Origin of the sequence: Xanthobacter versatilis, assembly GCF_043193975.1 — a bacterium.
GTDB classification, from domain to species: domain Bacteria; phylum Pseudomonadota; class Alphaproteobacteria; order Rhizobiales; family Xanthobacteraceae; genus Xanthobacter; species Xanthobacter autotrophicus_E.
Genome location: NZ_JBAFVB010000003.1, coordinates 254,626 through 279,994 on the forward strand (window position 1 = coordinate 254,626; position 25,369 = coordinate 279,994).

Annotated in this window: 30 protein-coding genes; 22 read left to right on the top strand and 8 right to left on the bottom strand. The window is 71.2% G+C overall.

What is annotated here, in order from left to right:
- Positions 1-7: 7 nt before the first annotated feature.
- Positions 8-1,294 carry a phage major capsid protein gene (locus V5F66_RS08685; RefSeq protein ID WP_394093649.1) on the top strand — a complete coding sequence of 429 codons (1,287 nt, stop codon included), beginning with the start codon at positions 8-10 and terminating at the stop codon, positions 1,292-1,294.
- A 287-nt stretch (positions 1,295-1,581) separates the two neighbouring features.
- Here the strand turns inward: V5F66_RS08685 and V5F66_RS08690 are convergent, their stop codons facing one another.
- Together V5F66_RS08690 and V5F66_RS08695 are read right to left on the bottom strand one after the other, a co-directional pair.
- On the bottom strand, positions 1,582-2,547 hold the full coding sequence (locus tag V5F66_RS08690; protein WP_394093650.1) for a lytic transglycosylase domain-containing protein: 966 nt from the start codon (positions 2,545-2,547) through the stop codon (positions 1,582-1,584).
- Between the two features lie 2 nt (positions 2,548-2,549).
- Positions 2,550-3,299 carry a S1 family peptidase gene (locus V5F66_RS08695; RefSeq protein ID WP_393999036.1) on the bottom strand — a complete coding sequence of 250 codons (750 nt, stop codon included), beginning with the start codon at positions 3,297-3,299 and terminating at the stop codon, positions 2,550-2,552.
- A 263-nt stretch (positions 3,300-3,562) separates the two neighbouring features.
- Between V5F66_RS08695 and V5F66_RS08700 the strand changes: the two genes are divergently transcribed.
- From V5F66_RS08700 to V5F66_RS08735, 8 genes are read left to right on the top strand one after another with little or no spacing between them, the layout of a single operon-like run.
- Positions 3,563-4,126: a head-tail connector protein gene (locus V5F66_RS08700; protein ID WP_393999035.1), complete on the top strand. Its 564-nt coding sequence runs from the start codon at positions 3,563-3,565 to the stop codon at positions 4,124-4,126.
- Positions 4,123-4,443 (top strand): phage head closure protein, encoded by a 321-nt coding sequence (locus V5F66_RS08705; protein ID WP_394093651.1) that lies wholly within the window; start codon positions 4,123-4,125, stop codon positions 4,441-4,443. Before V5F66_RS08700 ends, V5F66_RS08705 begins: the two co-directional genes overlap by 4 nt.
- Positions 4,440-4,739 carry a hypothetical protein gene (locus tag V5F66_RS08710; RefSeq protein ID WP_394093652.1) on the top strand — a complete coding sequence of 100 codons (300 nt, stop codon included), beginning with the start codon at positions 4,440-4,442 and terminating at the stop codon, positions 4,737-4,739. Before V5F66_RS08705 ends, V5F66_RS08710 begins: the two co-directional genes overlap by 4 nt.
- Positions 4,736-5,155 carry a DUF3168 domain-containing protein gene (locus V5F66_RS08715; protein WP_394008117.1) on the top strand — a complete coding sequence of 140 codons (420 nt, stop codon included), beginning with the start codon at positions 4,736-4,738 and terminating at the stop codon, positions 5,153-5,155. The genes V5F66_RS08710 and V5F66_RS08715 overlap by 4 nt, the downstream gene beginning before the upstream one ends.
- A gap of 15 nt (positions 5,156-5,170) precedes the next feature.
- Positions 5,171-5,578: a phage major tail protein, TP901-1 family gene (locus V5F66_RS08720; protein WP_012115138.1), complete on the top strand. Its 408-nt coding sequence runs from the start codon at positions 5,171-5,173 to the stop codon at positions 5,576-5,578.
- A gap of 28 nt (positions 5,579-5,606) precedes the next feature.
- Positions 5,607-5,963, top strand: a complete 357-nt coding sequence (locus tag V5F66_RS08725; RefSeq protein ID WP_394008115.1) for a gene transfer agent family protein — start codon at positions 5,607-5,609, stop codon at positions 5,961-5,963.
- Positions 5,963-6,172, top strand: coding sequence for a rcc01693 family protein (locus V5F66_RS08730; protein WP_012115140.1), 210 nt, complete (start codon positions 5,963-5,965; stop codon positions 6,170-6,172). Before V5F66_RS08725 ends, V5F66_RS08730 begins: the two co-directional genes overlap by 1 nt.
- Positions 6,173-6,181: 9 nt before the next feature.
- A complete protein-coding gene (locus V5F66_RS08735; protein ID WP_394093653.1) occupies positions 6,182-6,754 on the top strand; it encodes a phage tail tape measure protein in 573 nt (190 codons plus the stop codon).
- Between the two features lie 28 nt (positions 6,755-6,782).
- On the opposite strand, the gene V5F66_RS08740 is transcribed toward V5F66_RS08735, so the two are convergent.
- Together V5F66_RS08740 and V5F66_RS08745 are read right to left on the bottom strand one after the other, a co-directional pair.
- Positions 6,783-7,163 (bottom strand): hypothetical protein, encoded by a 381-nt coding sequence (locus V5F66_RS08740; protein ID WP_394093654.1) that lies wholly within the window; start codon positions 7,161-7,163, stop codon positions 6,783-6,785.
- A 781-nt stretch (positions 7,164-7,944) separates the two neighbouring features.
- Positions 7,945-8,637, bottom strand: coding sequence for a hypothetical protein (locus V5F66_RS08745; RefSeq protein WP_394093655.1), 693 nt, complete (start codon positions 8,635-8,637; stop codon positions 7,945-7,947).
- Positions 8,638-8,746: 109 nt separating this feature from the next.
- Between V5F66_RS08745 and V5F66_RS08750 the strand changes: the two genes are divergently transcribed.
- The 13 genes from V5F66_RS08750 to V5F66_RS08810 all read left to right on the top strand — a co-directional run bounded on the left by V5F66_RS08750 (position 8,747) and on the right by V5F66_RS08810 (position 21,718).
- Positions 8,747-9,388, top strand: a complete 642-nt coding sequence (locus V5F66_RS08750; protein ID WP_394093656.1) for a phage distal tail protein, Rcc01695 family — start codon at positions 8,747-8,749, stop codon at positions 9,386-9,388.
- Positions 9,389-9,394: 6 nt separating this feature from the next.
- Positions 9,395-10,285 carry a DUF2163 domain-containing protein gene (locus V5F66_RS08755; protein ID WP_393999028.1) on the top strand — a complete coding sequence of 297 codons (891 nt, stop codon included), beginning with the start codon at positions 9,395-9,397 and terminating at the stop codon, positions 10,283-10,285.
- Complete coding sequence (locus V5F66_RS08760; RefSeq protein ID WP_394093657.1) at positions 10,282-10,722, top strand: NlpC/P60 family protein; 441 nt, start codon at positions 10,282-10,284, stop codon at positions 10,720-10,722. The genes V5F66_RS08755 and V5F66_RS08760 overlap by 4 nt, the downstream gene beginning before the upstream one ends.
- A gap of 31 nt (positions 10,723-10,753) precedes the next feature.
- Positions 10,754-14,653: a baseplate multidomain protein megatron gene (locus V5F66_RS08765; RefSeq protein ID WP_394093658.1), complete on the top strand. Its 3,900-nt coding sequence runs from the start codon at positions 10,754-10,756 to the stop codon at positions 14,651-14,653.
- Between the two features lie 362 nt (positions 14,654-15,015).
- On the top strand, positions 15,016-15,717 hold the full coding sequence (locus V5F66_RS08770; RefSeq protein ID WP_394093659.1) for a DUF2793 domain-containing protein: 702 nt from the start codon (positions 15,016-15,018) through the stop codon (positions 15,715-15,717).
- A 33-nt stretch (positions 15,718-15,750) separates the two neighbouring features.
- Entirely contained in the window at positions 15,751-16,071 is a 321-nt protein-coding gene (locus V5F66_RS08775; RefSeq protein WP_012115150.1) for a spike base protein, RCAP_Rcc01079 family, read from the top strand.
- 21 nt (positions 16,072-16,092) lie between these two features.
- Positions 16,093-16,251: a hypothetical protein gene (locus V5F66_RS08780; protein ID WP_393999024.1), complete on the top strand. Its 159-nt coding sequence runs from the start codon at positions 16,093-16,095 to the stop codon at positions 16,249-16,251.
- Positions 16,251-17,501 (top strand): SGNH/GDSL hydrolase family protein, encoded by a 1,251-nt coding sequence (locus V5F66_RS08785; RefSeq protein WP_394093660.1) that lies wholly within the window; start codon positions 16,251-16,253, stop codon positions 17,499-17,501. The genes V5F66_RS08780 and V5F66_RS08785 overlap by 1 nt, the downstream gene beginning before the upstream one ends.
- Before the next feature lie 38 nt (positions 17,502-17,539).
- Positions 17,540-18,412, top strand: coding sequence for a glycoside hydrolase family 108 protein (locus tag V5F66_RS08790; RefSeq protein ID WP_394093661.1), 873 nt, complete (start codon positions 17,540-17,542; stop codon positions 18,410-18,412).
- Positions 18,409-18,717: a hypothetical protein gene (locus tag V5F66_RS08795; protein WP_081437070.1), complete on the top strand. Its 309-nt coding sequence runs from the start codon at positions 18,409-18,411 to the stop codon at positions 18,715-18,717. Before V5F66_RS08790 ends, V5F66_RS08795 begins: the two co-directional genes overlap by 4 nt.
- A 293-nt stretch (positions 18,718-19,010) precedes the next feature.
- Positions 19,011-19,682, top strand: coding sequence for a response regulator transcription factor (locus V5F66_RS08800; RefSeq protein ID WP_012115153.1), 672 nt, complete (start codon positions 19,011-19,013; stop codon positions 19,680-19,682).
- Between the two features lie 14 nt (positions 19,683-19,696).
- Entirely contained in the window at positions 19,697-21,124 is a 1,428-nt protein-coding gene (locus V5F66_RS08805; protein WP_394093662.1) for a sensor histidine kinase, read from the top strand.
- A 156-nt stretch (positions 21,125-21,280) separates the two neighbouring features.
- Positions 21,281-21,718, top strand: a complete 438-nt coding sequence (locus V5F66_RS08810) for a LipA a lipoprotein (protein ID WP_012115155.1) — start codon at positions 21,281-21,283, stop codon at positions 21,716-21,718.
- A 79-nt stretch (positions 21,719-21,797) separates the two neighbouring features.
- Here the strand turns inward: V5F66_RS08810 and V5F66_RS08815 are convergent, their stop codons facing one another.
- The 4 genes from V5F66_RS08815 to V5F66_RS08830 all read right to left on the bottom strand — a co-directional run bounded on the left by V5F66_RS08815 (position 21,798) and on the right by V5F66_RS08830 (position 25,361).
- On the bottom strand, positions 21,798-22,637 hold the full coding sequence (locus tag V5F66_RS08815; RefSeq protein ID WP_012115156.1) for a universal stress protein: 840 nt from the start codon (positions 22,635-22,637) through the stop codon (positions 21,798-21,800).
- Positions 22,638-22,738: 101 nt separating this feature from the next.
- Entirely contained in the window at positions 22,739-23,800 is a 1,062-nt protein-coding gene (locus tag V5F66_RS08820) for a heme-dependent oxidative N-demethylase family protein (RefSeq protein WP_394093663.1), read from the bottom strand.
- Positions 23,801-23,820: 20 nt separating this feature from the next.
- Positions 23,821-24,777, bottom strand: a complete 957-nt coding sequence (locus tag V5F66_RS08825) for a PDR/VanB family oxidoreductase (protein WP_394093664.1) — start codon at positions 24,775-24,777, stop codon at positions 23,821-23,823.
- Positions 24,774-25,361, bottom strand: a complete 588-nt coding sequence (locus V5F66_RS08830) for a dimethylamine monooxygenase subunit DmmA family protein (protein WP_012115159.1) — start codon at positions 25,359-25,361, stop codon at positions 24,774-24,776. Before V5F66_RS08830 ends, V5F66_RS08825 begins: the two co-directional genes overlap by 4 nt.
- Positions 25,362-25,369: the final 8 nt, after the last annotated feature.

The following is a 25,369-nucleotide window of genomic DNA, read 5'->3' on the forward strand; positions in this document are numbered from 1 at the left end:
GGTTTTCATGTCCCATCCCGACATCGCCCGCACCGCCGCCGGCGCGCCTGAGACCAAGGTGGCCGGCGCCGAGGCCACTTCCGCCGAGGCCAGCTCCGCCGTGGCCGATTTCCTTGCCGCCTTCGAGACCTACAAGCAGGTGAACGACACCCGCCTGGCGCAGATGGAGCGGCGCAGCGCCGACGTGCTCACCACCGAGCAGCTGGCCCGCATCGATGCCGCCCTCGATACCCACAAGGCGCGGCTCGACGCCCTCGCCACCAAGGCGCGCCGGCCCGCGCTCGGCGCCGCGCCGGAGCGCACCGAGGCGCCCGCCGCCACCCGCGAGCACACCGATGCCTTCGCCACCTATGTGCGCCACGGCGAGGCCGGCGGCCTGAAGGCGCTGGAGGCGAAGGCCCTGTCCTCCGCCTCGGGCGAGGCCGGCGGCTACCTCGTGCCCTCGGAGACCGAGACCGAGATCGGCCGGCGCCTTGCGGTGCTCTCGCCCATCCGCGCGCTGGCCTCGGTGCGGACCATCGGCGGCGGCACCTATCGCAAGCCGTTCATGACCTCCGGCCCGGTCTCCGGCTGGGCGGCGGAGACGGCGGCCCGGCCGGAAACCGCGAGCCCGGTGCTGGCGGAACTGGCCTTCCCGGCCATGGAGCTCTACGCCATGCCCGCCGCCACCCAGTCGCTGCTGGACGATGCGCAGGTGAATGTGGAGGAGTGGCTGGCCACCGAGGTGGACACCGCCTTCGCGACCCAGGAGGGGGTGGCCTTCGTCACCGGCGATGGCGTTGCCAAGCCCAAGGGCTTCCTCGCCTACACCAAGGTGGCCGAGAGCGCCTGGGCCTGGGATAAGGTGGGCTATGTGGCCACCGGGGCTGCGGGCGCCTTCCCGTCCGCGACGCCGGCCGATCCGCTGCTGGATCTGGTCTATGCGCTGAAGGCCGGCTACCGGCAGAACGCCACCTTCGTCATGAACCGGCAGACGCAGGGCGCCGTGCGCAAGCTGAAGGACGAGAACGGCAATTACCTGTGGGCGCCGCCCGCCGGGGTGGGCCAGGCCGCGAGCCTGATGGGCTTCCCGGTGGTGGAGAGCGAGGCCATGCCGGATGTGGCGGCCGACGCCTATGCCATCGCCTTCGGCGACTTCCGCCGCTTCTACCTGGTGGTGGACCGCGCCGGGGTGCGGGTGCTGCGCGATCCCTATTCGGCCAAGCCCTACGTGCTGTTCTACACCACCAAGCGCGTGGGCGGCGGGGTGCAGGATTTCGACGCCGCCAAGCTGCTGAAGTTCGCGGCGAGCTGAGGGGGGAGCGTTCGCCCGGGACCGCCGCAAAACCCTCTCCCGGGTGCGGGGTGGGGTCCGCTTCTCACCCCCGTCGCCCTCCGGATTGACCGGAGGGTCCATCTCTCCGCGTGTCCCAGCCTCCACGGTGTTACGGCTGCATCTTCCCTGGCGGGGCCATGGGCCGTCCGGTCAAGCCGGACGGCGACGGTGGGAGGGGCGATGGCGGCGGTGAACCCTCCCCGTTCGGGTGAGGGTCGGGTGGGAGCCGCATTACGACCGGTCGAGGGATATCCCCGCCCGCCTCCTCAGTTCGGCAGCACCAGGCAGGCGCCGCCGGCCTTGCGCAGGCGGTCGCAGATTTTCATGCCCTCGGCCTTGGTCTGGGCCGGCAGGCGCACGCGATAGAAGGTGCGCGGGCCGCGCCCGCCCACCCGCGTCGCCACGATCACCGGCGTCAGGTCGCCGAATTCGGCGGGATGCCGGGTCGCCTCCCGGCGGAATGAGGCGAGGGCGATGTCGCGTGAGTAATTGCCGGAGATCTGCACCCCCCAGGGGGCGAACAGTGGGTTGGCCGGCTCGCCCGCCAGCGGCGCCGGCGCGCCCTTGCGCAGGGCGGCGACGGTGGCAAGGCAGGCCTCCTGCGGCAGCGCCGGGGCCTCGCTTGCCTTGTCGGCTCCCTTGTCCGCACCCTGCCGCCGCAGCGCCGCCCAGTCCTCCGCCGGGCGGCCGGTGATGATGCGCACATAGGCGCGCGTCTCTTCCGGCAGTCCGCCGCCGTTGAGGAAGCCGGAGACGCGCCCGGGACCGGCATTGTAGGCCGCCGCCGCCAGCCCCAGATTGCCGAAGCGGCGGTTGAGGTCGGCGAGCAGCGCCGCTGAGGCCGGGATCGCCGCCTCCGGATCGAACGGATTTTGAAGCCCGCGCTCCTTCGCCGTGCCGGGCATGAACTGGGCGATGCCCTGCGCCCCCTTGTTGCTCACCACGTGGGGCCGGAACGAGCTTTCGCGCCAGATGAGGCGGGTGAGAAAGGCGGCCGGCAGGCCCTCTTTGGCCGCCGCCGCGTCGATGAGGCGGCAGATGGCCTGGTCCACCGTTTCGCCCCCCGCGCGGGGCGTGGGATCGGGCGGGGTGGGCGATGCTGCGGCCGGCTTCTCCGGGGCGGCTTCGCCCGTGCTCTGGCCGAAGGCCGGCCCGACGCCGAGAAGGGCGAGCACGGCAGCAGCGATGATCCGGCCGGCGCGCCTAAAACGGGGCGATGCGGCCGGGGCCATTCCTACCTCCCGCTGCCGAGCGGGCTGCCGAGGCTTTTCGCGGTGGCCTCGATCCAGTCGCGATGAAGCGACACCAGGGTCACGCCGGTGACGCCGCCGCAGCCGCGGCTGCCCCCCGGCCCGGTGGCCCAGCCAGTGACGCCCGCCACCGCCCCGTCACGGAAGGCGGGGCCGCCTGAATCTCCGGTGCAGGCGCCGGCCGCGCCCTCCGGCGCCGAGAGGCGCACCATGATGCCGCCGGTGATGCCGATGGAGGACAGCGCTACCGTGCGCAGCGTGCCGGCGCTCTTGCCCTGGCCGTCGGCAACGACGCCATAGCCGGCGAGCAGGAAGGGGGTGCCCTTCTCGGGCAGGCCGTCGGCGCTGGCGAGCCGCGCGGTGCGGAAGCGGCCGGGCAGGGGTTCTGCAAGCTTCACGAGGGCGAGGTCGGGGGTCGGCCGGTGGATCTGGAACTGGCCGGCATCGAAGCGCGGATGCACGGCGATGCGCTTGGCCGGCACGAGCTTCGGCGGTCCGTCGCCGATGATGGCCACCGCATAGTCCGACGCCGGCGCCACGCAATGGGCGGCGGTGAGCACGAGATCGGGCGCCAGCACCGCGCCGGTGCAGGAGGCGCCGCGGGTGGAGACGATGAGCACCGTCTGCGCCGCCACCTCCGCCGCCGCCGGCCCGCCGCCCATGATGGCCTGTGCCGCACCTGGCGCAAGAAGGGTCGCGACCAGCGCGAGGACGGGAAGGCGTGGGGCGATCATCTCCCGTTTCTGCCGCCCGCCGCCCGGTGCGTCAATGGCGGGCAGGGCCGGGAATTTCCTTTCCGCGCGGGGCGATGCGCCTGTGTCACAGCGCGTCGGACGGGGCGTCTTGGGCTTGGCCGCACGCCGTATTTCTGCGGGGCGACAGGCCCCCGCGCGTCGCAGAGCCCTCTCCCCCAGGCGGGGGAGGGAGCGCATCGCGCGGGTGATGATCGCCGCTCCCGCCGTCGTCCGCCCACCCCCAACATCCACCGGAGCCTCCCATGGCAGACCTTGTTGCCGGCCCCGCCGCCGAGCCGCTCACGCGCGCCGAGGCGAAGGCCTATCTGCGCATCGACCATACCGACGAGGACGCGCTTCTCGACGCCCTCGTCACCGCCGCCCGGCGCCGGGTGGAAGTGGAGACCGGCCGCGCGCTCATGGAGCAGACCTGGCGCTTCAGCCTCGATGCCTGGCCCCTGCGCGGCATCATCCCGGCGCCGCTGTCGCCGGTGCGCCAGATCCTCAGCGCCACCGTGGCGGCGGCGGACGGCACGCCGGTGGCGCTGCCCGCCGGCGCGTTGACGCTGGTGGGCGATCGTGCCCCCGCCTTGTTCCGCGTGGAGCCCGCGCGGGTGAGCGCGCCGCTGGTGCGCCATGGCGGCATCGTCATCACCTTCACTGCCGGCTATGGCCCCGCCGCGGCCGATGTGCCGGCGGACCTGGTGCAGGCGGTGCGTCTTCTGGTGGCGCATTTCTACGAGCATCGCGACGGGCCGGGAGACACCTCCGCGCTGCCCGCCGCCGCGCGGGCGCTGCTGGCGCCCTATCGCGTGGTGCGTCTGTGAGCGTCGGGGCGCTGCGTCACCGCCTGACGCACCAGACCGCCGTGGACCTGCCCGACGGGGCCGGCGGCATCGCGCGCACCTTCCTCACCGTGGACGTGCTGTGGGGCGCCATCGAACCGCTCTCCACCGACTACGGCCTCGCCGAGGAGCGTCCGCGCGCGAACCGCCTGCTGCGCCTCACTGTGCGCGCGCCCAACACCATCGCGGCCGGCGACCGCCTGCTCCATGCCGGCCGCCGCTTCCATGTGGAGGCGGTGGTGGACGCGGACGGGCGCGGCCGCTTCCACCACATCCGCTGCCGGGAGGAGGAGACATGAAGGCGACCATCGGAACCCGCGGCCTTCAGGGCCTCGCCCAGCGCCTCGCCGCCCGCCACCTGCCTGTGGCGGAGGCGCAAGCCGCCGGCCGCGCCGCGCACGAGCTTGCAGCCGAGATCGATGCCGAGATCCCCCCGCAAGGCGGCGTCCCCGCCGCCATCGCGGGATCGCCGCAGCGGCCGGTGGTGCGCGTCGCCGATCCCACGCTGCTGGCGCGTATTCGCGGCGGTCTGGGGCGGCCCGGCGATCCGGTGCTCGACCGCATCCGCCTCGCCTTCGCCCGGAGGCGCCCGTGAGCATCCCCCTCGACAGCCCGGCGCTCGCCTTGCGCGCGGCGCTCCACGCCGCCCTCGTCGCCGATGCGGCGCTTCTCGCGCTCCTGGGCGGCCCGCGCATCCATGACGTGCCGCCGGCGGAAGCGGACTTCCCGTTCGTGGCGCTCGGCGAGGCGGTGGTGGCCGACTGGTCCACCGCCACCGAGGCCGGAACCGAGCAGGCGCTGACGCTCCACGTCTTCTCCCGCTCCGGCGGGAGGGCTGAGGCCTATGCGGTGGCGGAGGCCGTCGCCCACGCTCTGCATGACGCGCCGCTGGCGCTCGCCGGGCACAAGCTCGCCAATCTGCGCGCCACCACCGCCGAGGTCCGCCGCGAGAGTGACGGGCGCACCTTCCATGCTCTGGTGCGGTTTCGCGCCGTCACCGAGCCCCTTTGATTTTCGGAGAAGACGATGGCCGCGCAGAAGGGCAAGGACCTGCTTTTGAAGATGCATGACGGCACCCAGTTCACCACCGTGGCGGGGCTGCGCTCGCGCACCCTCGCCTTCAACGCCCAGAGCGTGGACGTGACCCACTCCGAGAGCGCCGGGCGCTGGCGCGAGCTGCTGGACGGGGCGGGAGTGAAGCGGGCGTCGGTCTCCGGCTCCGGCGTGTTCAAGGATGCCGCCTCCGACGCGCTGGTGCGGCAGACCTTCTTCTCCGGCGCGCTGGCCTCCTGCCAGGTGGTGATCCCGGATTTCGGCACCATCACCGGGCCGTTCCAGATCACCGCGCTGGAGATCGCCGCCGAGCACGACCGCGAGGTCACCTTTGACCTGACGCTGGAAAGCGCCGGGGAGCTCGCCTTCGCGGCATTGTGAGGCGAGCGCCTTCGAGAAAGGACATCCCATGCCCAATGCCCGACGTGGCGAGATCGCGGCCGTGCTCGATGGACGCGCGCGCGTCCTGGTGCTCACCCTCGGCGCCCTCGCGGAACTGGAGAGCGCGTTCGGCGCCGACGATCTGATGGCGCTGGCCACCCGCTTCGAGACCGGCCGGCTCTCGGCCCGCGATGCCGCCCGCATCATCGCCGCCGGCCTCAACGGGGCGGGGGAGAGCGTGACCCTCGCCGAGGTGGAGCGCATGCGTGCCGATGGCGGCGCGGCCGGATTTGCCCGCATCGTCGCCGACCTGCTGGCCATCACCTTCGCGGCCGACGGGGCGGGGCAGGTGCCGGCGTCCCCTCCGCCGCCGCAGCGGGCCTGATGCCGGAGCCCGACGCCGACCGTCCCTTTCCCTGGGCGGCGGCCATGGGCGCCGGCTTCGGCCTGCTGCGGCTTGCCCCCGATGCTTTCTGGCGCATGACGCCGCGCGAACTCGCCGCCGCCGTCTCGGCCCTGCTGCCACCCGCGCCGGACCACCTGTCGCGCCCCGATCTTTCCGCGCTGATGAAGCGCTTCCCCGATCCGTCCTGAGGTTCTGCCATGACCGAGACCGTCGATATCGCCATCGAGGTGGACACCCGCAACGCCAAGGCGGCGCTGGGGGACGTGGAGGTGTCGGCGAAGGGTTTTGCCTCGGCGCTGGCCTCCGCCTTCACCGGCATCGCCGTGCAGGGCAAGGACCTCGGCGGCGTGCTGGAGCAACTGGCCGCGCGGCTTTCCAATCTCGCCCTCACGGCGGCCCTGAAGCCGCTGGAAAGCGGGCTCTCCTCGCTGCTGTCGGGCGCGGCCGGCGGGCTCGGATTCGCCCAGGGCGGGGTGATCTCGGAGGGGCGGGTGATGCCGTTCGCGCGCGGCGGGGTGGTGGCGGCACCCACCTATTTTCCGCTTGGCGGTTCCAGCCTCGGCCTCATGGGCGAGAAGGGGGCGGAGGCCATCCTGCCTTTGGCGCGCGGCGCCGATGGCAGGCTCGGCGTGCGCTCGGCCGAAGGGGCGGGACGCGCGGCGGTGACGGTGAATGTCTCCACGCCGGACGTGGCCGGCTTCCGCCGCTCGGAGGCCTATCTGTCGGGCCTCGTGGCGCGGGCGGTGGCGCGCGGCCAGCGCGGGGCGTGAGGGGAGGGGATATACTCTTTCCTAAACTTCAGCGCGCGCTCTTCCACGGATCGACAGTCTCGGTGGTGGTGGTGCCGCCGCCCGACGGGGTGCCGCCGAACTGGTTCGGTGCGCCGGTGAGGGCGGTGCCGCTGAAGCCTTCCGCCCGCACGGTGGCGCCGGTGCGCACGCAGGAGGTGCCGCCGGGCACCTTTTGGAAGCCGGCGCCGTACTGGGCGCAACTGGTGTCCTCTTTCTTCGCGGCCGCCGACTGGGCCTGCGCGCTCCCCGCCAGAGGGACTGCGGCCAGGAGGAGCGCGGCGAGGCCTGCGGCCAGGCCGCCGACCACCCGCGACGGGCGTCGGCCCACGGGCGCAGGACGCAGCGAGCGCGGCGCGGGGCAGGGCGGGAAGGAAGCGGCGTCAGGCATGGTGCGGGTCCAGATTGTGCCCGCCGCGTCAAGGCGGGACAGCCGACCATAGCGCGCCGGTGGCCACACGAAAATCCCCACCGCGCGGGCGGGTGGATGCCTTAACGTCAAGGCGGCATTGGAAAAACCGTAGTGCGGTTGCCGTGCCGACGTCCTCCGGCGCGGCGCACCACCCGGTCGGATGCGCTCACGCTGATGGGTGTGTCGCGCTCTCGATTCAGGTGAAGGCAGCATCCGACCAAGTCGAGACGCAGGTCGATCCGCGCGTGGTCCATCCGGGTGACGATGCGCGGGGAGGCTGCGCGAGCAGCCTGCGCGGGACGGTGACCGGAGCCCGTGCGGACGCGTCGCGCGCAAGTGCCCTTCAGGGCCTCTCAGCGCATAAAGCTCTTGGATGACCCGATGCCGGTGACGAGGCGCCGGCCGCGACCCGCCTCACCGACGCCGGGCTCAAGCGCGACGGCTCCGGACCGGAGCGTCGCAACACCGGCTTGGGCCGGCAAGGGATGCGGGCCGATAGCCGGAGCCTCGAAACAGCCGGAGCTTCGAATAGGCGATCTCGTCATCCGCTCGATCTGGAATCTGCCGATCCCGGAACCGCGCAATGAAGACGGGCCATGCGAACGCGTCGCCAGCCTTTGGAAACGCAAACACAGGCCGCATCCGTCCTGCCGATCCGGATGCGGGCCCTGTTCATCCGCCGCCCGTGGGCGACAGGCCTGTCTCGCTCCGATGGGGCGCCCCGGCAGTACGCCGAGCGCCGGTCATCGGGGAAGCGAACTCACTTCTTGGCGGCGGCCTTGGGGGCTTTCGCAGCAGCAGGCTTCGGAGCCGCGGCCTTCTTGGCGGCCGGCTTCGCAGCAGCCTTGGGAGCGGCAGCCTTAGGGGCAGCAGCCTTGGCTTCCGGCGCAGGTGCCGGTGCAGGCTTCGCAGCAGCGGGCTTGGCAGCCTTGGCCGCGGGCTTGGGAGTGGCCGCCTTCGCGGGGGCTTTCACCTCGGCGGGCTTGGCGGCGGACTTGGCGGCCGGCTTTGCTGCGGCTTTGGCCGGGGCCTTCGCAGGCTTCTCGGCGGCGGGCTTGGCCGCCTTGGCGGACGCAGCCTTCGGTGCCGGCGACTTGGCCGCGACGGCCTTCGGCGCGGGCTTCTCGGCAGCAGGCTTCTCAGCCGCAGCCTTGGGTGCCGCGGCCTTCTTGGCGGCGGCGGGCTTCGCAGCAGCCTTCGGGGCAGCGGCGGGCTTTGCAGCCGCCTTGGGAGCGGCGGCCTTGGGCGCCGCGGCTTTCGCGGGGGCCTTCGGTGCGGCGGCCTTCGGGGCAGCGGCGGGTGCAGCTGCGGACTTGGGTGCTGTGCTCTTCGGTGCGGCGACTTTGGCGGCAGCCGCCTTGGGAGCGGCCTTCGCCGCAGCCTTCGGGGCGGGCGCCTTTTCGGCGGGTTTCTCTGCGGCGGCGGCCGGCTTTTTTGCGGGCTTGGTGGCCATGCTTTCGCTCCATGCTCAACGGGGCGGAGCAAAGTCAAGGCGTCACGTTCAACTATGTCAAGGCCATCTCTACTGTTTTCGCCTAAGAATTGGGGAATAGGGGCATCATATGGCCGCCTTCCATGAGATTTTGTTCCCGCTGGAGGTCGCATTGGGCGCTTCCGGCGGCCCCGAGCGCGTCACCGAGGTGATCACCACCGCATCCGGACGCGAGGAGCGCAACACGCGACAAGCTGATTCGCGTCGGCGCTGGGACGCTGGATACGGGGTGAAAAGCCTCACCGCGCTCGCCGATGTGGTGAGCTTTTTCGAGGAGCGGCGCGGGCGCCTCTACGGCTTCCGCTGGCGCGATCGGCTCGACCATTCCTCGGCACCGCCGGGACACGCGGTGACCCCCCTCGACCAGGTGATCGGAACCGGCGACGGCACGCGCGTAACCTTCGCCCTAGCGAAGACCTACGGCAGCCTTCACGCGCCCTATGCACGGGCCATCACCAAGCCGGTGCCAGGCAGCGTGCGCGTCGCCGTGAACGGGGTGGAACGCATTGAAGGCACGCACTTTTCACTCGATGCGACGCGCGGAGAAATCACCTTCGCGATGGCCTTCATCCCACCCGCCGCCGCTGTCGTGTCGGCCGGCTTTTCCTTCGATGTCCCGGTGCGTTTCGACACCGATTTCCTCGAGGTGAATCTCACCGCCTTCGCCGCGGGCGACATCCCGCGCATCCCCGTCATCGAGATCCGCGTGTGAGGCGAAATGCGCACCCTTCCTTCCGTGCTGGCGGCCCATCTTGCATCGGGCGCCACCACCCTGTGCTTTGCCTGGCGCGTGACCCGGCGCGACGGCCTCGTCACCGGCTTCACCGACCATGACCGCGACCTCGTGGTCGATGGCGTCACCTGCAAGGCGGCGTCGGGCATTTCCGGCTCGCAGAGCACGCTGGCCTCGGGCCTGTCCGTGACGGGTGCAGAGGTGTCCGGCGCGCTCTCCCACGATGCGTTGTCGGAGGACGATCTTGCCGCCGGCCTCTATGATGGCGCCGCCATCGACCACCTGCTGGTGAACTGGCAGGACCCCGCGCAGGTCCTGCTGCTGAGGCGCGGCACCATCGGCGAGGTGCGGGCCCAGGACGGCGTCTTCACCGCCGAGATCCGCAGCCTCTCCGATGGCCTCAACCAGACCCGCGGGCGGCTCTTGTCGAGCAGCTGTGATGCCGATCTCGGCGACGCGCGCTGCGGGGTGGATCTCACCCTCCCGGCCCATGCGGCAAGCGCCACTGTGGTGGCGGTGGAAGGCGCGCTGAGCCTGCGCGTCACCGGTCTTTCAGCCTTCGCGCAGGGGGCTTTCGCCCGCGGCCGTGCACGGCTTTCCAGCGGCGCCAATGCGGGCTTCGTCACCGAGGTGAAGGCGCATCTCGTGGATGCCGAAGGGGTGCTGCTGCGGCTTTGGCAGCGCCCGCCCTTCGCGGTGGCGGAGGGGGATGGCATCACGCTTACCGCAGGCTGCGACAAGCAGTTCGCCACCTGTCGCGACCGCTTCTCAAACGCACTCAATTTCCGTGGCTTCCCCCACATGCCCGGCAACGATTTCGTCATCGCCGTCGCTATTGCCGGCGAGGGCGGATACGACGGGAGCCTCCTGGAATGACCGCGTCCCTCACCCGCGCCGCCATCCTCAAAGAGGCGCGAAGCTGGATCGGCACGCCCTATCTTCATCGCGCCTCGCTGAAGGGGCAGGGGACGGACTGCCTCGGCCTCGTGCGCGGGGTGTGGCGGGAGCTGGTCGGCCCCGAGCCGGAGGCCATGCCCTCCTACGCGCCCGACTGGGCTGAGGCCGGCCGCCGCGAGACCCTGGCGGAGGCGGCCGGGCGTTGCCTTGTCGCCATTCCGGTGGAGGCGGCGCAGCCCGGCGACGTGCTGCTGTTCCGCTTCCGCGCCCATCTTCCGGCCAAGCACGCCGCGATCCTCGCCGAGGGTGGGAGCATGATCCACGCCTATGACGGCGCGCACGTCTGCGAAGGCTATCTGGCGCCCTGGTGGCGGCGGCGCCTCGCCTTCGCCTTCGCCTTTCCGGGGATCGAATAGGCGCCCCATTCCAAACCCTTGAGGACACCTTATGGCGACCCTGCTTCTCGGCGCGGCCGGCAGCCTTGTCGGCGGCGCGCTGTTCGGCCCTGTCGGCGCCATCGCCGGGCGGGCGCTGGGCGCCCTCGGTGGCGCGGTGATCGATGGCGCCCTGTTCGGCGGCAACCGCTCGCGCAACACCCAAGGCCCGCGCCTCACCGACCTCGACGTGATGGGCTCCACCGAGGGCACGCCGCTGCCCCGCGTCTATGGCCGCGCGCGCCTCGCCGGGCAGGTGATCTGGGCGACGAAGCTGAAGGAGGTGGCCACCACCGCCACCCAGTCCACCGGAGGCAAGGGTGGCAGCCTCGGCGCGTCCCAGCCCACCACCACGACCTACACCTATTACGGCAATTTCGCCGTGGCGGTCTGCGAAGGGCCGCTGTCGCGCATTGGCCGTATCTGGGCCGACGGCAAGCTCATGGACACCCGCCGCCTCACCGTGCGCCTGCATCTGGGCGACGAGGCGCAGGTGCCCGATCCCCTCATCGAGGCGCGGCAGGGAGCCGGCGCGACGCCCTCCTATCGCGGCGTCGCCTATGTGGTGTTTGAGAATCTGGAACTGACCGACTACGGCAATCGCCTGCCCCAGATCACGGTGGAGGTGGAGCGCGCGGTGGGCGCGCTGGAACGGCAGGTGCGGGCGGTGACCCTCATCCCCGGCGCCAGCGAGTTCGCCTACGATCCGCGCACCGTGCGCCAGCTGCACGGGCCGGCGCGCTTCAGCCGTGAGAACCGCCATGTGAGCACTGCGGCGAGCGACTTCGAGGTGGCCATCGACCAGCTCACCGGCACCTGCCCGAACGTGGAGCGGGTGTCCCTGGTGGTGGCCTGGTTCGGTGACGACCTCAGGGCCGGGGCCTGCACCGTGCGCCCGCGCACCGAGCGCACCGACAAGTCCACCTCCATCGACTGGACGGTGGGCGGCGAGACCCGCTTCAGCGCCCTCGCCGTCTCCCAGTATGAAGGCCGCTCCGCCTATGGCGGCACGCCCTCCGACGACAGCGTGGTGCGGGCCGTCGCTCGGCTCAAGGCGGCCGGCCTGAAGGTGACGCTGAACCCGTTCGTGATGATGGACATTCCCGTCGCCAACACCCGTCCCGATCCCTGGAGCGGCGCGAGCGCCCAGCCGGCCTATCCCTGGCGCGGGCGCATCGTGTGCGATCCGGCGCCGGGCCGGCCGGGTACGGTGGATGGCACCACCGCCTGCCGGGCGCAGGTGGCGGCCCTGTTCGGCAGCGCCGGGCCGGGGGATTTCACCCGCACTGGTTCGACCGTGCTCTATCACGGTCCGGCCGAATGGAGCCTGCGGCGCATGGTGCTGCACTACGCGCATCTCGCGGTGGCGGCGGGGGGCGTGGAGGCCATCCTCATCGGCTCGGAGATGGTGGCGCTCACCCGCCTCACCGACGACACCGGTGCGTTTCCCGCCGCCGCCGCGCTGGCCGCCCTCGCTGCCGATGTGAAGGCGGTGGTGGGCGCCGAGACCCGCGTCTCCTATGCCGCCGACTGGACGGAATACGGCGCGCAGGTGATGGCCAACGGCGACGTGCGCTTTCCGCTGGATCAGGTGTGGAGCGCTCCGGCGGTGGACTTCATCGGCATCGATTTCTACCCGCCGCTTTCCGACTGGCGCGACGGAGCCGGCCATCTCGACGCGACGCTTGCCGCCGACATCCACGACCGCGCCTATCTGAAGGCCAACCTCAGCGCGGGCGAGGGGTTCGACTGGTTCTATGCGGATGACGCCGCTCGCGCCGCGCAGGTGCGCACGCCCATCACCGACGGCGCTTATGGCGAGCCGTGGCTGTATCGCCAGAAGGACCTGAAATCGTGGTGGGCCAATGCCCATCACGAGCGCATCGCCGGCACCCGCCTGGCGACGCCCACCGCGTTCGCCCCCGGCGCCAAGCCCATCCGCCTGATGGAGACCGGCTGCCCCGCCGTGGACAAGGGCGCCAACCGGCCGAGCGTCTTCCCCGACGCCAAGTCGTCCGAGAATGCCCTGCCGCCCTTCTCCACCGGCGCGCGGGACGACCTCATCCAGCGCCGCTTCCTGGAGGCGGTGCTCGGCACTTTCGCCCCCGACGCAGACGAAGCCGACAATCCGCTCGCACCGCTCTATGGCGGGCGCATGGTGGAAGAGGCCTTCGCCTGGACCTGGGACGCGCGGCCCTTCCCGCAATTCCCCCTCGCCGAGAGCGTGTGGGCGGACGGCGCCAACTGGGCCACCGGCCACTGGCTCACCGGCCGCCTCGGCGGTGCGCCGCTGGACGGGCTGGTGGCGACGCTCTGCGCCGATTTCGGCGTGAGCGATGTGGACGCCGCGAGCCTCTCCGGCGGAGTGGACGGCTATGTGGTGGACCAGCCCATGGCCGGCCGCGACGCGCTGGAGCCGCTCGCCCGCGCCTTCGCCTTCGAGGCCGGGGAGGCGGAGGGGCGCATCGCCTTCCGCGCCCATGGTGTCGGGACAGTGAGGGAGATCGGCACCGACGATCTGGTGCGCAGCGCCGACGACCCGCTCGTCTCCTCCACCCGCGCGCAGGAGAGCGAACTGCCGCTTCAGGTTTCCATCGGCTTCGTGGACAGCCTGAAGGATTATCGCCGCGCCACCGTCGCCTCCCGCCGGCTCAAGGGGGGCAGCCGCCATGTGAGCCATGCAGACCTTGCCGTGGTGGCCTCCGACGCGACGATCGTGCGGGCCGCAGACATCTGGCTGCAGGACCTGTGGGCGGGGCGGGAGACCTTCACCTTTTCGCTGCCGCCCTCGCTGCGTGCGCTAACGCCCGGCGACCTGGTGCGCCTCACGCTCGACGGGCGGGCGCGGCTCTTGGAAATCACCCGCGTGGAGGAAGGGGAGGCGCTGGCCGTCACCGCCCGCAGCATCGAGCCGGAGGTGTTCGACGCGGCGCTGGCGCAGGCTTCGGGAGGCAGCGTGGCGCTGCCCGCCGTGTCCGGCCCGCCGGAGGTGATGGTGCTGGACCTGCCCGCCTTGTCGGAGGCGGAGCCCGTGCCGCTGCAACATCTTGCTGCCGCCGCCACGCCCTGGCCGGGGACGCTGGCCATCTGGCGCTCCAGCGATGGCGAGAGCTTCGAGGCGGTGGCGCCGGTCACCGCCTCCGCCACCTTCGGCACGCTGATCACGGACCTGCCGCCGGGGCCGGTCTGGCGCTTCGATCGCTCCGGCAGCGTGGATGTCCTGCTGCAATCCTCGCTCGTCATTCCGGCGCGCGAGAGCGAGGTGCTGGCCGGAGCCAATCTCGCTGCTTTGGTCGTGGAAGGGCGGGCGCTGGAACTCATCGCCTTCGCCGGCGCCGAACTGATCGACACCGACACCTACCGCCTCTCCGGCCTGTTGCGCGGCCTTGCCGGCACCGAGGCGGCCGGCGCTTCGATCTGGCCTGCGGGCACGCGCCTCGTGCGCATCGACGGCACGCTGGTGAGCGTGGCGAGCGGCCTCTCGGCGCTGGGGCGCAGCTCCATCTACCGGGTCGGCCTGGCGCGGGACGACCAGGGATCGGAGGATGTCACCGAAGTGACCGCCACCGCCTCCGGCCTCGCCCTGCGTCCGCTGTCGCCGGTGCATGTGCGCGGGCGGCGCACGGCGGAGGGCGTGGCCCTCTCCTTCATCCGTCGCACCCGCATCGCCGGCGATGGCTGGGACGCGCTGGAGGTGCCCCTGGGCGAGGCGAGCGAGGCCTATCGGGTGGAGATCCTCTCCGGCGCCAGCGTGGTGCGTGCCTTCGAGGTGAGCGCGCCGCAGTTGCTCTATGGGGTCGCCGACGAACTGGCCGATTTCGGCACGCCGCAAGCCACCCTCACCGTGCGCGTCGCCCAGCGCTCCGCCAGCGTCGGCCTTGGCGCGGCGGTGACGGCGGTGGTGGTGCCTTAGCCGGCCGGTTGGAAACGGCGCCGGATGGCGCCCGCAGCCCTCGCCGGGGCTTTGCCACTGTCATGGCCGGGCTTGTCCTGGACGTCGGCTGTTGCCGACGCCCGCCTCCGGGAGCGGACCCCGCAAACATGCAGGTTCCGGCCATCCACGCGGCCAGGCTGGAAACGATTTTTCGTAGGTTGTTGCAAGCGGTTCGGCGTGGATACCCGGGACAAGCCCGGGCATGGCGGGGGTGATTGCGGCAATTCCTCCTTTTTGATTTCCGAACAGCATCTTAAGCCCCGGCTCTCCTTCCGCTGCGCCCCAGTCGGCGGGGCACGCCGGCGCCTCCGCCTCCTCTTCCCAACCCTCCCGAGGCCCCCATGACCGACCAGTCGGCGAACCTGGCGCTGCCCTATATCGCGGCGGCGCAGGCGCAGAAGCATGTCACCCATAACGAGGCCATCCGCCGCCTCGATGCCTTCGTGCAGTTGGTGCTGGAGAGCGCCACCGCCGCCGCCCCGCCGGCCACCCCCGCCGAGGGGGCGCGCTGGTTCGTGCCGGCCGGCGCGAGCGGCGCCTTCGCGGGACACGCCGGCACCATCGCCGCCTATGAGCAGGGCGCGTTCGACTTCCTGCCGGTGGCGCAGGGCTTCCTCGCCTTCATCCGCGACGAGGGCCGGCTCGCGGTTTTTGACGGCGGCGCCTTCGTCTCGCCCTTCGCCGCCAGCGCCCATCGCGGGGCCATCGCCGGCCAGGTGATGGAGGAGGATGTGGCGTTGTCCGGCAGCTTCGTTGCCACCACCATGACGATCCCGGACCGCGCCATCGTGCTGGCCGTCTCCACCCGCACGCTCACCGCCGTGACCGGCGCAACTTCTTATGATTGCGGCATTTCCGGCGAGGCCGCCAAGTTTGGCGGCAGCCTCGGGGCGGCGGCGGGTTCCGCCAATGTGGGGGTCATCGGCCCCACCGCCTTCTATGCCGCGACGCCGGTGCGCCTCACCGCCAACGGCGGCAGCTTCACCGGCGGCACCGTGCGGGTCGCCCTCCACCTTCTTCTGTGCTCCGCGCCGCAGGCCTGAGCCCGTGCGCCTTTCCACCCATCGGAGATCCCCATGCCCTACGATCCCACCCGCGATCCCCTGAAGGGGCTTGCGTCCTCCCTGTCGTCGCCGGCGCGCCAGCTCACGCGCATCACCCCCGCCGACGGCGCCGACCTCGCCACCTATGCCAAGGCCCTGTGGGTCTATGTGCCCGAGGACGTGGCCGGCGGCGTCGCCACCATCCGCATCACCCCGGTGGCCGGGGGCGATGCGGAGACGGTGGACGTGCTGGCGCTCCCCGGCCTCCAGCCGCTGCCGCCCTGCCAGGTGCGGCGGGTGTGGGCCACCGGCACCAGCACGGGCCTTGCCATCTACGCCCTCGCCGATCGCTGACGCCTGCTGAAGGAGCTTCCCATGCTCTCGCTTTCGCTTTCGCTCACCACGCTCCGGCGGCGCGCCGGCCTGCCGTTGCGCAGGGTGGTGGGCGGCATCGCCTATGGCCGCCTCAAGGGGCGCGGCGGCAGCGTCCTGTCGTCCCGCGCCGGCCAGGCCCTTTATGGAAGGATTGCCTGATGTTCCTCACCGACGATCCCGATTTCGCCGCCGCCCGGCAGGCCGCGCAGGGCTACAACCGTTCCACGCTGGTGCTGATCGGCGACAGCCGCCTCGCCGGCTTCTTCAACGATCCCAGCACCAAGCTGATGCGCCAGGGCGCCAATTTCCTGCGCTGCGGCCTTGCCCTCTCGGGGCAGCGGATGCGGGTGGAGAAATCGTTCGCGGTGTCCGGCCAGCGCTCCGACCAGTATCTGGCGGCCGCCAACGTGACGCAGGCGCTGGCCTGCAAGAGCCACTGGCTGGTGCTCTACGGCGTCGCCAACGACATCGGCCAGCTGTCCAACACGGTCGATCACTTCACGGTCAACATCAAGCCGGTGGCCGATGCCTGGACCGCCACCGGCCGCGGCGTCATCCTGATCACCGAGACTGGGGGCAACAGCTTCACGACGCCCGAGGCGCGCGGCGCCGTGTTCCGCTACAACCGGCAGGTCCGCGACTATTGCCGTGCCAACCGCGGCGCCATCCTGTTCGACGCGGCCGCCGTCGTCATGGACCCGTCCCAGCCCATGACCCTCAACCCCGCCTATTCGGGGGACGGCCTTCACATCGGCCTCACCGCCGGGGCCTATGTGTTGGGCAAGGCGTTCGCCGACCTCATCAAGCAGATCGCCCCGCCGTGCGACGGCCTGGTCTATTCGGCGGGCCAGGTGTTCGCCAATGGCGGCATGCAGCTGTTTTCCAACCCGCTGTGGCTCACCACCACCGGCGGTACCGGCAGCGGCATCATGACCGGCACGGTGCCGGCCGGCATCACCGGCATTTCGGCGCCGGCCAGCTCGTCCATCGTCGGCTCGGTGGCGGCGGGGGCCTATGGCAATGATCTCCAGCTCGCCCTCACGGCGGGGGCGGCGGGCGTCTTCAAGGTCAAGTGCGACTTCGTCTCCGAGCTGGAGATCGTCGGCGAGACCTATTACGCCAATGCCGAGCTGGACGTGGCCTCGGGTGCCACCAATTTCCAGTCCTGCGGCGTGCACCTGGAATGCAACCGCGCCGGCGCCACCACCACCACCGAGGACGGCTTCGTGGGCACCTCCGCCGGCAACCTGCCGTCCGGCGCCTACAGCTTCGTCTGCGAGACCGAGCGGCTCACCATCCCGACCGGCAGCCGCGGCTGGCTCTCGGCCTGGCTGGTCTTCTACTTCTCGGCCGCCGGCAGCGCGACCGTGAAGGCGCGCCGCTTCGGCGTCTGGCGTCAGCAGGGCTGATCCGCCGCCGCCTCTTTTCAACCCATCAGGGGACATCCATGGCCAAGACCAGCTTCGCGCCGGCGCTCACCGCCGTGCTGCGCCACGAGGGCGGCTATTCCAACCATCCCGACGACCCCGGCGGCCCGACCATGAAGGGCATCATCCAGCGGGTCTATGACGGCTACCGGCGCGGCAAGGGGCTTGCGGTGCGCCCGGTGCGCGAGATCGAGGAGGAGGAGCTCCAGGAGATCTACCGCCGCCAGTATTGGGACGCCATCCGCGCCGACGAACTGCCGGAGGGCATCGACTATGTGGTGTTCGACGGGGCGGTGAATTCCGGTCCGGGCCAGTCGGTCAAATGGCTGCAGCGGGCGCTGGGCCTGCCGGCGGACGCCGAGATGGGGGCGGTGACCCTGGCCGCCGCCCGCGCGGCGGCGGAGACCGCGCCGGCGCGGCTCGTGGACGACATCTGCGACCGCCGCCTCGCCATGCTCAAGGCGCTTCGCACCTGGCCGGTGTTCGGCCGCGGCTGGGGCCGGCGGGTGGAGGACGTGCGCAAGGCCGGCAAGGCGTGGGTTGCGGGTAGCGCACCGGCCCGCCGCATCCCGGTGCTGGAGGGCCATCGCACCGCCGCGCAGGGCGGAGCGTCCGGCAAGGCGCCGGTCGCCAGCGCCCGCGCGGCGCCGAGGCCGCAGGCCGGCGCCGGAGCGGCGGCGGGCGGCATCGCCGCGTCCGCCGTGTCCGAGGCGGCGCGCCAGATCGCCCCCCACGCGCAGGCGTCCTCGACGCTGGCGCTGGTCTTCACGGGGCTCACGCTGCTGGGCCTCGCCCTCACGCTGGGCGGCATCGCCTATGTGTGGTGGAGCGCCCGCGCCGGGGCCCGCCGGGCGGCAATCCTCGACCTCCTGCCCGCGGGGCCGGCGTCGTGAGCGGCCTTGCCCATCTTCTCGGCTATGGCGTGCCCTGGTGGCTCTGGGGCATGGCGGGTCTTCTCGCCGTCGCGGCGCTGGCATGGCTTGCCGGACCGCGCGCGGCGCTCGCGGCGGCGGCCGTGCTCGCCTTCGCCATTGCGCACCGGAAGGGGGCGCAGCAGGGCTATTCCCACGCCATCAAGGAAGGAGAACGCGATGCCGAGCGCATCCTCGATACGGCCCGTGCTGCGCGCTCTGGCGCTGATCGGCGCGATGGCGATGCTCGCCGGCTGCGCGACGACGACGGGTTCCGGCGCGAGTAAGGTCTATTGCGGCGCCGCCCAGCCCATCCGCTGGTCGGCGGCCGACAGCGACGAGACCATCCGCCAGGCGAAGGCCCATAATGCCGTGGGCCGCCGCCTGTGCGGCTGGACATGAACCGTCGCGATTTCCGGCGCGCGGCGGCCTGCGGCGCCGTTCACGCTTGCTCCGCCGCGCTCCTCTGTCATTCTCGACCGGCCGGGCGGCGCGGATGAAAACGTTATCCCTCCAAAAGGGGGATGCCGGCCGGCTGGCGCGTGATCTAAGAGGTGGAAGCCGAAGCCGGAGGAAACCTGTGCGTCTTTTGGTGGTCGAGGACGATCCCGAACTGAACCGACAGCTGGTCGAGGCCCTGTCCGACGCGGGCTATGCGGTGGATCGCGCCTATGACGGCGAGGAGGGGCAGTATCTGGGCGAGACCGAGCCCTACGATGCCATCGTCCTCGACATCGGCCTGCCCAAGCTCGACGGCATCTCTGTGCTGGAGAGCTGGCGCCGCGCCGGCAAGGTCACGCCGGTGCTGATCCTCACCGCCCGCGATCGCTGGAGCGACAAGGTGCAGGGCTTCGATGCCGGCGCCGACGACTATGTGGCCAAGCCGTTCCACATGGAGGAGGTTCTGGCCCGCCTCCGCGCCCTGCTGCGCCGCGCCTCCGGCCACGCTTCCAGCGAGATGACCTGCGGGCCGGTGCGGCTCGACACCCGCTCCGGCCGGGTCACGGTGGAGGGCACTGCGGTCAAGCTCACCTCCCATGAATACCGGCTGCTGAGCTATCTCATGCACCATGCCGGGCGCGTGGTGTCGCGCGGGGAGCTGGTGGAGCACCTCTACGATCAGGATTTCGATCGCGATTCCAACACCATCGAGGTGTTCGTCGGGCGCCTGCGGAAGAAGCTCGACTGCGACGTGATCCAGACCGTGCGCGGCCTCGGCTATCTGCTGGCCGCGCCGGAGGGGCAGCGCTAAGGCGCGCAACAATCATGGAAACAGCGTCGCGGCCTTCCGAATACGCCCCCGGCTCACTCGCCTTCCGGCTGGTGCTGTCGGCTATGGGCATCACCTTGGTGGTGCTGCTGGTGGTGGGATTCGTGCTGTCCTCGCTCTACCGCACCGCCGCCGAGCGCGCCTTCGACCGGCGGCTCGACGTGTATCTCAAGACCATCGTGGCCGAGGTCGCCAACGCCACCGACGATGCGCTCCCCGAGCCGGTGGCCCTCGGCGATCCCCTGTTCGCCTTTCCCAATTCCGGCTGGTACTGGCAGATCACCCTCGTTTCCAATGGCGAGCCCCGGCGGCGCAGCTCGCGCTCGCTGGTGCAGGGCACGCTGCCGCTGCTCGCCGCCCAGGGCATCACCGGCCGGCCCGGCCTCATGCGCCAGGGCTATGTGAAGGGCCCGCGCGGGGAAGCGCTGCGCCTTGCCGAGCGCGACGTGGATCTCGGCGCCAACGAGCGCTACGTGGTGTCGGTGGCGGCGGTGGCCTCCGAGCTGGACGAGGAGATTTCCGCCTTCAACCTGGCGCTGGCCGGCACGCTGGTGGTGCTCGCCTGCGCCTTCCTGCTGGTGGTGATGGTGCAGGTGCGGTTCGGCCTCATGCCGCTGACACGCATCTCGAAGGTGCTCGCCGACGTGCGCTCCGGCAAGGCGGAGCGGCTGGATGGCCCCTATCCGGACGAGATCGTGCCGCTGGTGCGGGAGGTCAACGCCCTCATCGATGCCAACAAGGAGATCGTGGAGCGTGCCCGCACCCATGTGGGCAACCTGGCCCACGCCCTCAAGACGCCGCTCTCGGTGCTGATGAACGAGGCCGGCACCAGGGACGATCCCCTCGCCGTCCGGGTGCGCGACCAGGCCGGGGTCATGCGCGACCAGGTGGCCCACCACCTGGAGCGCGCGCGCATGGCTGCCCGCGTCTCCATGGTGGCGAGCGTGTGCGAGGTGACCCCCGTCATGACCGCGCTGGCCCGCACCATGGAGAAGATCCACCGCACCAAGGACCTCGCCATCGAGGTCCACATCCGCGACGACGTTCACTTCCGCGGCGAGCAGCAGGACCTGGAGGAGATGGTGGGCAACCTCGTGGACAATGCCTGCAAGTGGGCCTCGTCCCGGGTCGAGCTGGAGGTCTGCGTCGGCCAGCCCAAGTCCCCCGGCGACCGGGTGTTCTTCCACGTCATCATCGACGACGACGGGCCGGGGCTCGACCCGGCGCGTCGGGTGGACGTGGGCCGGCGCGGGCGGCGGCTCGACGAATCGAAGCCGGGTTCCGGGCTCGGCCTGTCCATCGTGCACGAACTGGCGCTGCTCTACGGCGGCCGCTTCGAGCTGAGTTCCGCGCCCATCGGCGGCCTGCGCACTGAACTGGTGCTGCCGGCCGCCGCGCCGCCACCGCCGGCCGCCGCCTCGTGAAGGGTGCTGCCGCGCCACAGCTGCGCCCCGCTGCGCTCCAGTGACGCGCCCGTGGCGGCCGTGTCGCGAAGGCTGTTTTCAGGCGGCCCGCGACCGCTTAAGAGGAAGGGGAGCCTTGGTGTCGCCCCATTGTCCCCGCGCGTGAGACCCCATCCGATGCCCGCCCGCATGGTTTGCGTCCGCTTCTGTGCCCTCGCCGTCCTCGCTGCCGCCCTGGGCGGCTGTGCGACGGAGACCGGGCCGGGGCGTTCCATCGCGGCCCAGGCGGCGCTGCCCACGGCCCCGGTCATGAGCGGGGCGGTCTCGGGCGGGCTGATCAGCGGCGGCATCGGCAATGGCCTCGACGAGGGCGACCGGCGCCGCGCTTATGACGCGGAAATCTCGGCCCTGGAAACCGGCGGCCCCGGCTATCCCATCGGCTGGAAGGGCGAGAACGGCACCCACGGTACGGTCGTGGCCGGGCCGCCCTATAATCGCGCAGGCTTCCAGAGCTGCCGCGACTATTCCCACACCATCTACATCGACAACCGCCCGCAGATCGCGCGCGGTGCCGCCTGCCGCGCGGCGGACGGGCACTGGCAGCCGGTGAGCTGAGGTAAGGGTCCAAGCCCGGCAGGGAAGGCGCCCGCCGCCTGAGGCGATGCGAGCGCTCCTTTTAAGCGGCGCGGGACGATCAGTAGGACATGAACAGGGGGACCTTGCAGTCCTCCAGCAGCGACTGGGTGACCCCGCCCAGCACCCATTCGCGCACGCGGGAATGGTTGAACGCGCCCATGACGATCAGGTCCGCGTCGATGAGGGAGGCCTGCTCGCGCAGCGTGCCGGCGATGCCCTCCGGCCCCGCGACCAGGTTCTTCACGCTCACGTTCACGCCGTGGCGGACGAGGTGGGGGGCAAGCTCGGCGCCGGGCACTTCGTGCGCCAGCTCCTTTTCCGTGCCGATGGCGAGCAGCTCCACCGAGGCGGCCGCCTTGAGGATGTCCATGGCGTCGTTCACCGCCCGCACCGCGCGGGCGCTGGCATCCCATGCCACCAGCACGCGATGGTGCCGGAAGCTGTCGAAGCCGGGCGGGACGACGAGCAACGGGCGTCCGCTCTCGAACAGTAGGCCCTCGATCAGGCCCCGGTCGGCGTTCACCGTCGCGGTTTCCGCGTCCAGAACCGAAATGTCGTGGACGCGGGCCTGGGCGATGAAGGTTTCCACCAACTGGGGGTAGGACAGCTGCGGCGTTTCCACCGAGGCGGCAACCCCGGCCGCTGCCGCATCGCCCCGCGCCTTTTCTGCGACGGCGTCGGCGAGGTGGCGCAGGCGGCGGTTGTGGGCAGCCACGAGGCCGGAGGCCACGTTGCTCACGAAGGTATTGCCCATGACCACCTTCAGCGAGGCGGCCTGGATGGTGGCATGGGCGCCGGCCTTCTGCGCCAGGGACAGGCCGTAGGCGAGGGCGGAAGAGGGCTCGTCGATGCCTTCTTCCGTCATCCCGATAAGAACGCTCTTCATATTCTGGAGCATTTTGGTTTCCTCCACGCACGACACCTTACCTAGCACGGTCGTGGTGTCGTTGCGTCAAGTCAACCGCCGCAAAGCTCCAGTCTGAAGCCGGCGCCCCGTCGTCACCCCGCCAGCGCGTCCGTGTCCGGCGCGATGCCCTTGGAGGTGGGGGTGCCGTCGTCCAGCGGGGCGAGATGGTCCACTACCATCTGGCGGAAGCGGGGCAGGCCCTTGTAGGCGGCGATGTCGGGGTGGAGGTCCCGCAGCACCCGGTGCAGGCGGCGGCGCCATTTCGGTACCCGGGCGATGTCGGCCACGCTGGTGAGGTAGCAGCGGATGCCGAACAGGATCGCGTTGGAGCGCGGCAGGCGATAGAGGGTCTGCAACTCCACCCGCAGGTGCACCTTGTCGGCCACGTTCTCCGGCGTGACGCTGGCCTTGTCCGGCCCCCACACCGGATAATTCTCCGGCGAGGTGTCGAGGCGCGGATTGACCGTCATGGTCCAGTTGAGGCGGCGCACCGGCTGGCCGTATTGCAGGCGCAGCAGGTATTTCAGGGCGCGGTCGAACACGCCTTTCTCATGGGCCACCGGCACCGGGCCGTGCCATTCGTGGAAGCTCATGCCGATGTCGAATTCAAGCGACCAGTCGGCCTGGGTGGTGACCATGCCGCCGTCCACGAACAAATTGTCGTCGCGCTGGTCCTGCAGGGTGAAGTCGCCCTGCGCCTGCCGGGTGATGTATTCGAACGGCCCGCAGGGCAGGGTCTCAACCTTGCCGAAGGTGAAGCTCTGGTGGATGCCGAGCGGCCGGTTCACCCAGGTCCACAGGTCGCCGGCCTTGGTCAGGGAGAAGTGCTCGGGATAGTCCTGCGCCAGGCTCTCCATGATGAGCTCCAGGCTGTCCCACTCCGCCGCCAGCATGTGCGGCAGCACCTGGCAGCGCTTGGGATCCTCCTTCAGCACCCGCTCGCGCTCGCGGCACTCGGCGATATAGTGCTCGTCGATGTCGAACGTCGCCTGGAACGCCGGCGAGGGGCCGCCCTTCACATGGGGCTCGATGTTCACCGAATACATGTATTCGTCTTCGGGGAACGGGAAGGGAAAGCGCAGGATGTCCTCCGGCGACTTCCGGTAGGTGAAGGTGTCGCGGAAGGTCTCGGCGGGCTTGAACTGGACGGTCATGGGATGATCCTTCCGGGATTCTAGAGATCGAGCACGAGGCGCGGGCCGCGGGCGCGGGAGACGCAGGTCAGGACCAGCTTGCCGCTCGCCTTCTCCTGTTCGGAGAGGAAGTCGTCGCGGTGGTCCACCTCGCCCTCGATGACCTCGGTCCGGCATTCGCCGCAGGCGCCGCCCCGGCACAGGCAGGGCGCCTCGACGCCTGCCGCCTCGATGGCTTCCAGCAGGCTCTGGCTCTCGCCGACCTCCACCTCGATGCCGGAGCGCTTGAGGAGGGCGCGGAACGGCAAGCCGCCACCGCCGCCGCCGAAGCTCTCCTTGTGGACCTTGCCCTTGGGCCAGCCCAAGGCGGCGGCGGTGGTCGTCACCGCATCCATCAGGGCGTGCGGCCCGCAGACATAGACATGGGTGCCCAAAGGCTGGCGCGACAGCAGGCCGGCGAGGTCGAAGGCGGCGCGGCCGCCGCCATGGACGCGGATTTCCTCGCCCGCGGCATAAGGCGTGAGCAGGCGCTCGAACACGGGGGCCTCCTCGCCGCCGGACAGCTGGTGCAGCTCGAAGCGGGCGCCGCGCGCCTTCAGCTCCGGCAGAAACGAGAGCAGGGGGGTGATGCCGATGCCGCCGCCGATGAGCAGGTGCTTCTTCGCGCTGGAGGCCAGCGGGAACAGGCTCACCGGGCGCGCCATCTCCAGCACGTCGCCGGGCGCAACCTTGCGGTGGAGGAAGGCAGAGCCGCCGCGCGACTGGGCCACGAGGCGCACGATGATGTCGTAGCGCGCGCGGTCCATGGGGGCCGAAACCAGGGAATAGGCGTTCTTCATCACCCGGGCACCGTCGCGCAGGGTGAGCATCACATGGCCGCCCGCCGGCGGGGTGGGGAACAGGCCGCCATGGGCCGGCTCGAACGAGAAGCGCTTGAGGCTCGGCGCCAGCTCGACGATGTCGCGCACGCGCACTTGCAACGGATCTCCGGCGGTCATGAATACAGCTCCTCGGCCTGCGGCACCTCGCCCGGCACTTCCGCATCGACCTGCACGGCCATGAAGGCGGCGAGCCGCCGCGAGAAATGATCGCGCACGAACAGGGGCGCCCCGCATCCCGCGCAGGTGGTGATGGAGGTGGTGACGCCTTCCATCACCGTGCGGCAATGGACGCAGAAGATGCGCCGCGCCTGCGTCCCCACATGGGCGAAGGCCATTTCCTGCGGGCTGAGCCCGGCGCGCGCGCCGATGCCGTTGGCGTCCCACAGGAACGGCTCGGTCCCGGCGGCGTAGAGGCGCAGGCCCATGGTCTCGCGGGCGAGCCGCTCCTCAAGCGCCGAGAACAGGTGGGGCACGGCACGGAACACGCGCACCGCGCCGGCTTCCTCGTCCATGGCCGCGCTGCCGGGCACGGCGCTTTTGCGCGCCACCGTCCACACCTCGAAGGCGGAGGGGGTGACCCCCTCCGCCAAAGCCTCGACCGGGACGTCGGGTCCGTCCACGACCAGCAGATGGTGCCGGCCCTGCGGATCCGGCGCGATCGGCTGGTACTTGGGCCGGCTCTTGATGCCTTGATCGCTCATCTTGTCTC

What these genes read in the sequence shown, in the direction of transcription:
- V5F66_RS08685 (WP_394093649.1), top strand. Translation starts at nt 8, where the DNA reads ATGTCCCATCCCGACATCGCCCGCACCGCCGCCGGCGCGCCTGAGACC.
- V5F66_RS08690 (WP_394093650.1), bottom strand. Translation starts at nt 2,547, where the DNA reads ATGGCCCCGGCCGCATCGCCCCGTTTTAGGCGCGCCGGCCGGATCATC.
- V5F66_RS08695 (WP_393999036.1), bottom strand. Translation starts at nt 3,299, where the DNA reads ATGATCGCCCCACGCCTTCCCGTCCTCGCGCTGGTCGCGACCCTTCTT.
- V5F66_RS08700 (WP_393999035.1), top strand. Translation starts at nt 3,563, where the DNA reads ATGGCAGACCTTGTTGCCGGCCCCGCCGCCGAGCCGCTCACGCGCGCC.
- V5F66_RS08710 (WP_394093652.1), top strand. Translation starts at nt 4,440, where the DNA reads ATGAAGGCGACCATCGGAACCCGCGGCCTTCAGGGCCTCGCCCAGCGC.
- V5F66_RS08720 (WP_012115138.1), top strand. Translation starts at nt 5,171, where the DNA reads ATGGCCGCGCAGAAGGGCAAGGACCTGCTTTTGAAGATGCATGACGGC.
- V5F66_RS08725 (WP_394008115.1), top strand. Translation starts at nt 5,607, where the DNA reads ATGCCCAATGCCCGACGTGGCGAGATCGCGGCCGTGCTCGATGGACGC.
- V5F66_RS08730 (WP_012115140.1), top strand. Translation starts at nt 5,963, where the DNA reads ATGCCGGAGCCCGACGCCGACCGTCCCTTTCCCTGGGCGGCGGCCATG.
- V5F66_RS08735 (WP_394093653.1), top strand. Translation starts at nt 6,182, where the DNA reads ATGACCGAGACCGTCGATATCGCCATCGAGGTGGACACCCGCAACGCC.
- V5F66_RS08740 (WP_394093654.1), bottom strand. Translation starts at nt 7,163, where the DNA reads ATGCCTGACGCCGCTTCCTTCCCGCCCTGCCCCGCGCCGCGCTCGCTG.
- V5F66_RS08745 (WP_394093655.1), bottom strand. Translation starts at nt 8,637, where the DNA reads ATGGCCACCAAGCCCGCAAAAAAGCCGGCCGCCGCCGCAGAGAAACCC.
- V5F66_RS08750 (WP_394093656.1), top strand. Translation starts at nt 8,747, where the DNA reads ATGGCCGCCTTCCATGAGATTTTGTTCCCGCTGGAGGTCGCATTGGGC.
- V5F66_RS08755 (WP_393999028.1), top strand. Translation starts at nt 9,395, where the DNA reads ATGCGCACCCTTCCTTCCGTGCTGGCGGCCCATCTTGCATCGGGCGCC.
- V5F66_RS08760 (WP_394093657.1), top strand. Translation starts at nt 10,282, where the DNA reads ATGACCGCGTCCCTCACCCGCGCCGCCATCCTCAAAGAGGCGCGAAGC.
- V5F66_RS08765 (WP_394093658.1), top strand. Translation starts at nt 10,754, where the DNA reads ATGGCGACCCTGCTTCTCGGCGCGGCCGGCAGCCTTGTCGGCGGCGCG.
- V5F66_RS08770 (WP_394093659.1), top strand. Translation starts at nt 15,016, where the DNA reads ATGACCGACCAGTCGGCGAACCTGGCGCTGCCCTATATCGCGGCGGCG.
- V5F66_RS08775 (WP_012115150.1), top strand. Translation starts at nt 15,751, where the DNA reads ATGCCCTACGATCCCACCCGCGATCCCCTGAAGGGGCTTGCGTCCTCC.
- V5F66_RS08780 (WP_393999024.1), top strand. Translation starts at nt 16,093, where the DNA reads ATGCTCTCGCTTTCGCTTTCGCTCACCACGCTCCGGCGGCGCGCCGGC.
- V5F66_RS08785 (WP_394093660.1), top strand. Translation starts at nt 16,251, where the DNA reads ATGTTCCTCACCGACGATCCCGATTTCGCCGCCGCCCGGCAGGCCGCG.
- V5F66_RS08790 (WP_394093661.1), top strand. Translation starts at nt 17,540, where the DNA reads ATGGCCAAGACCAGCTTCGCGCCGGCGCTCACCGCCGTGCTGCGCCAC.
- V5F66_RS08805 (WP_394093662.1), top strand. Translation starts at nt 19,697, where the DNA reads ATGGAAACAGCGTCGCGGCCTTCCGAATACGCCCCCGGCTCACTCGCC.
- V5F66_RS08810 (WP_012115155.1), top strand. Translation starts at nt 21,281, where the DNA reads ATGCCCGCCCGCATGGTTTGCGTCCGCTTCTGTGCCCTCGCCGTCCTC.
- V5F66_RS08815 (WP_012115156.1), bottom strand. Translation starts at nt 22,637, where the DNA reads ATGCTCCAGAATATGAAGAGCGTTCTTATCGGGATGACGGAAGAAGGC.
- V5F66_RS08820 (WP_394093663.1), bottom strand. Translation starts at nt 23,800, where the DNA reads ATGACCGTCCAGTTCAAGCCCGCCGAGACCTTCCGCGACACCTTCACC.
- V5F66_RS08825 (WP_394093664.1), bottom strand. Translation starts at nt 24,777, where the DNA reads ATGACCGCCGGAGATCCGTTGCAAGTGCGCGTGCGCGACATCGTCGAG.
- V5F66_RS08830 (WP_012115159.1), bottom strand. Translation starts at nt 25,361, where the DNA reads ATGAGCGATCAAGGCATCAAGAGCCGGCCCAAGTACCAGCCGATCGCG.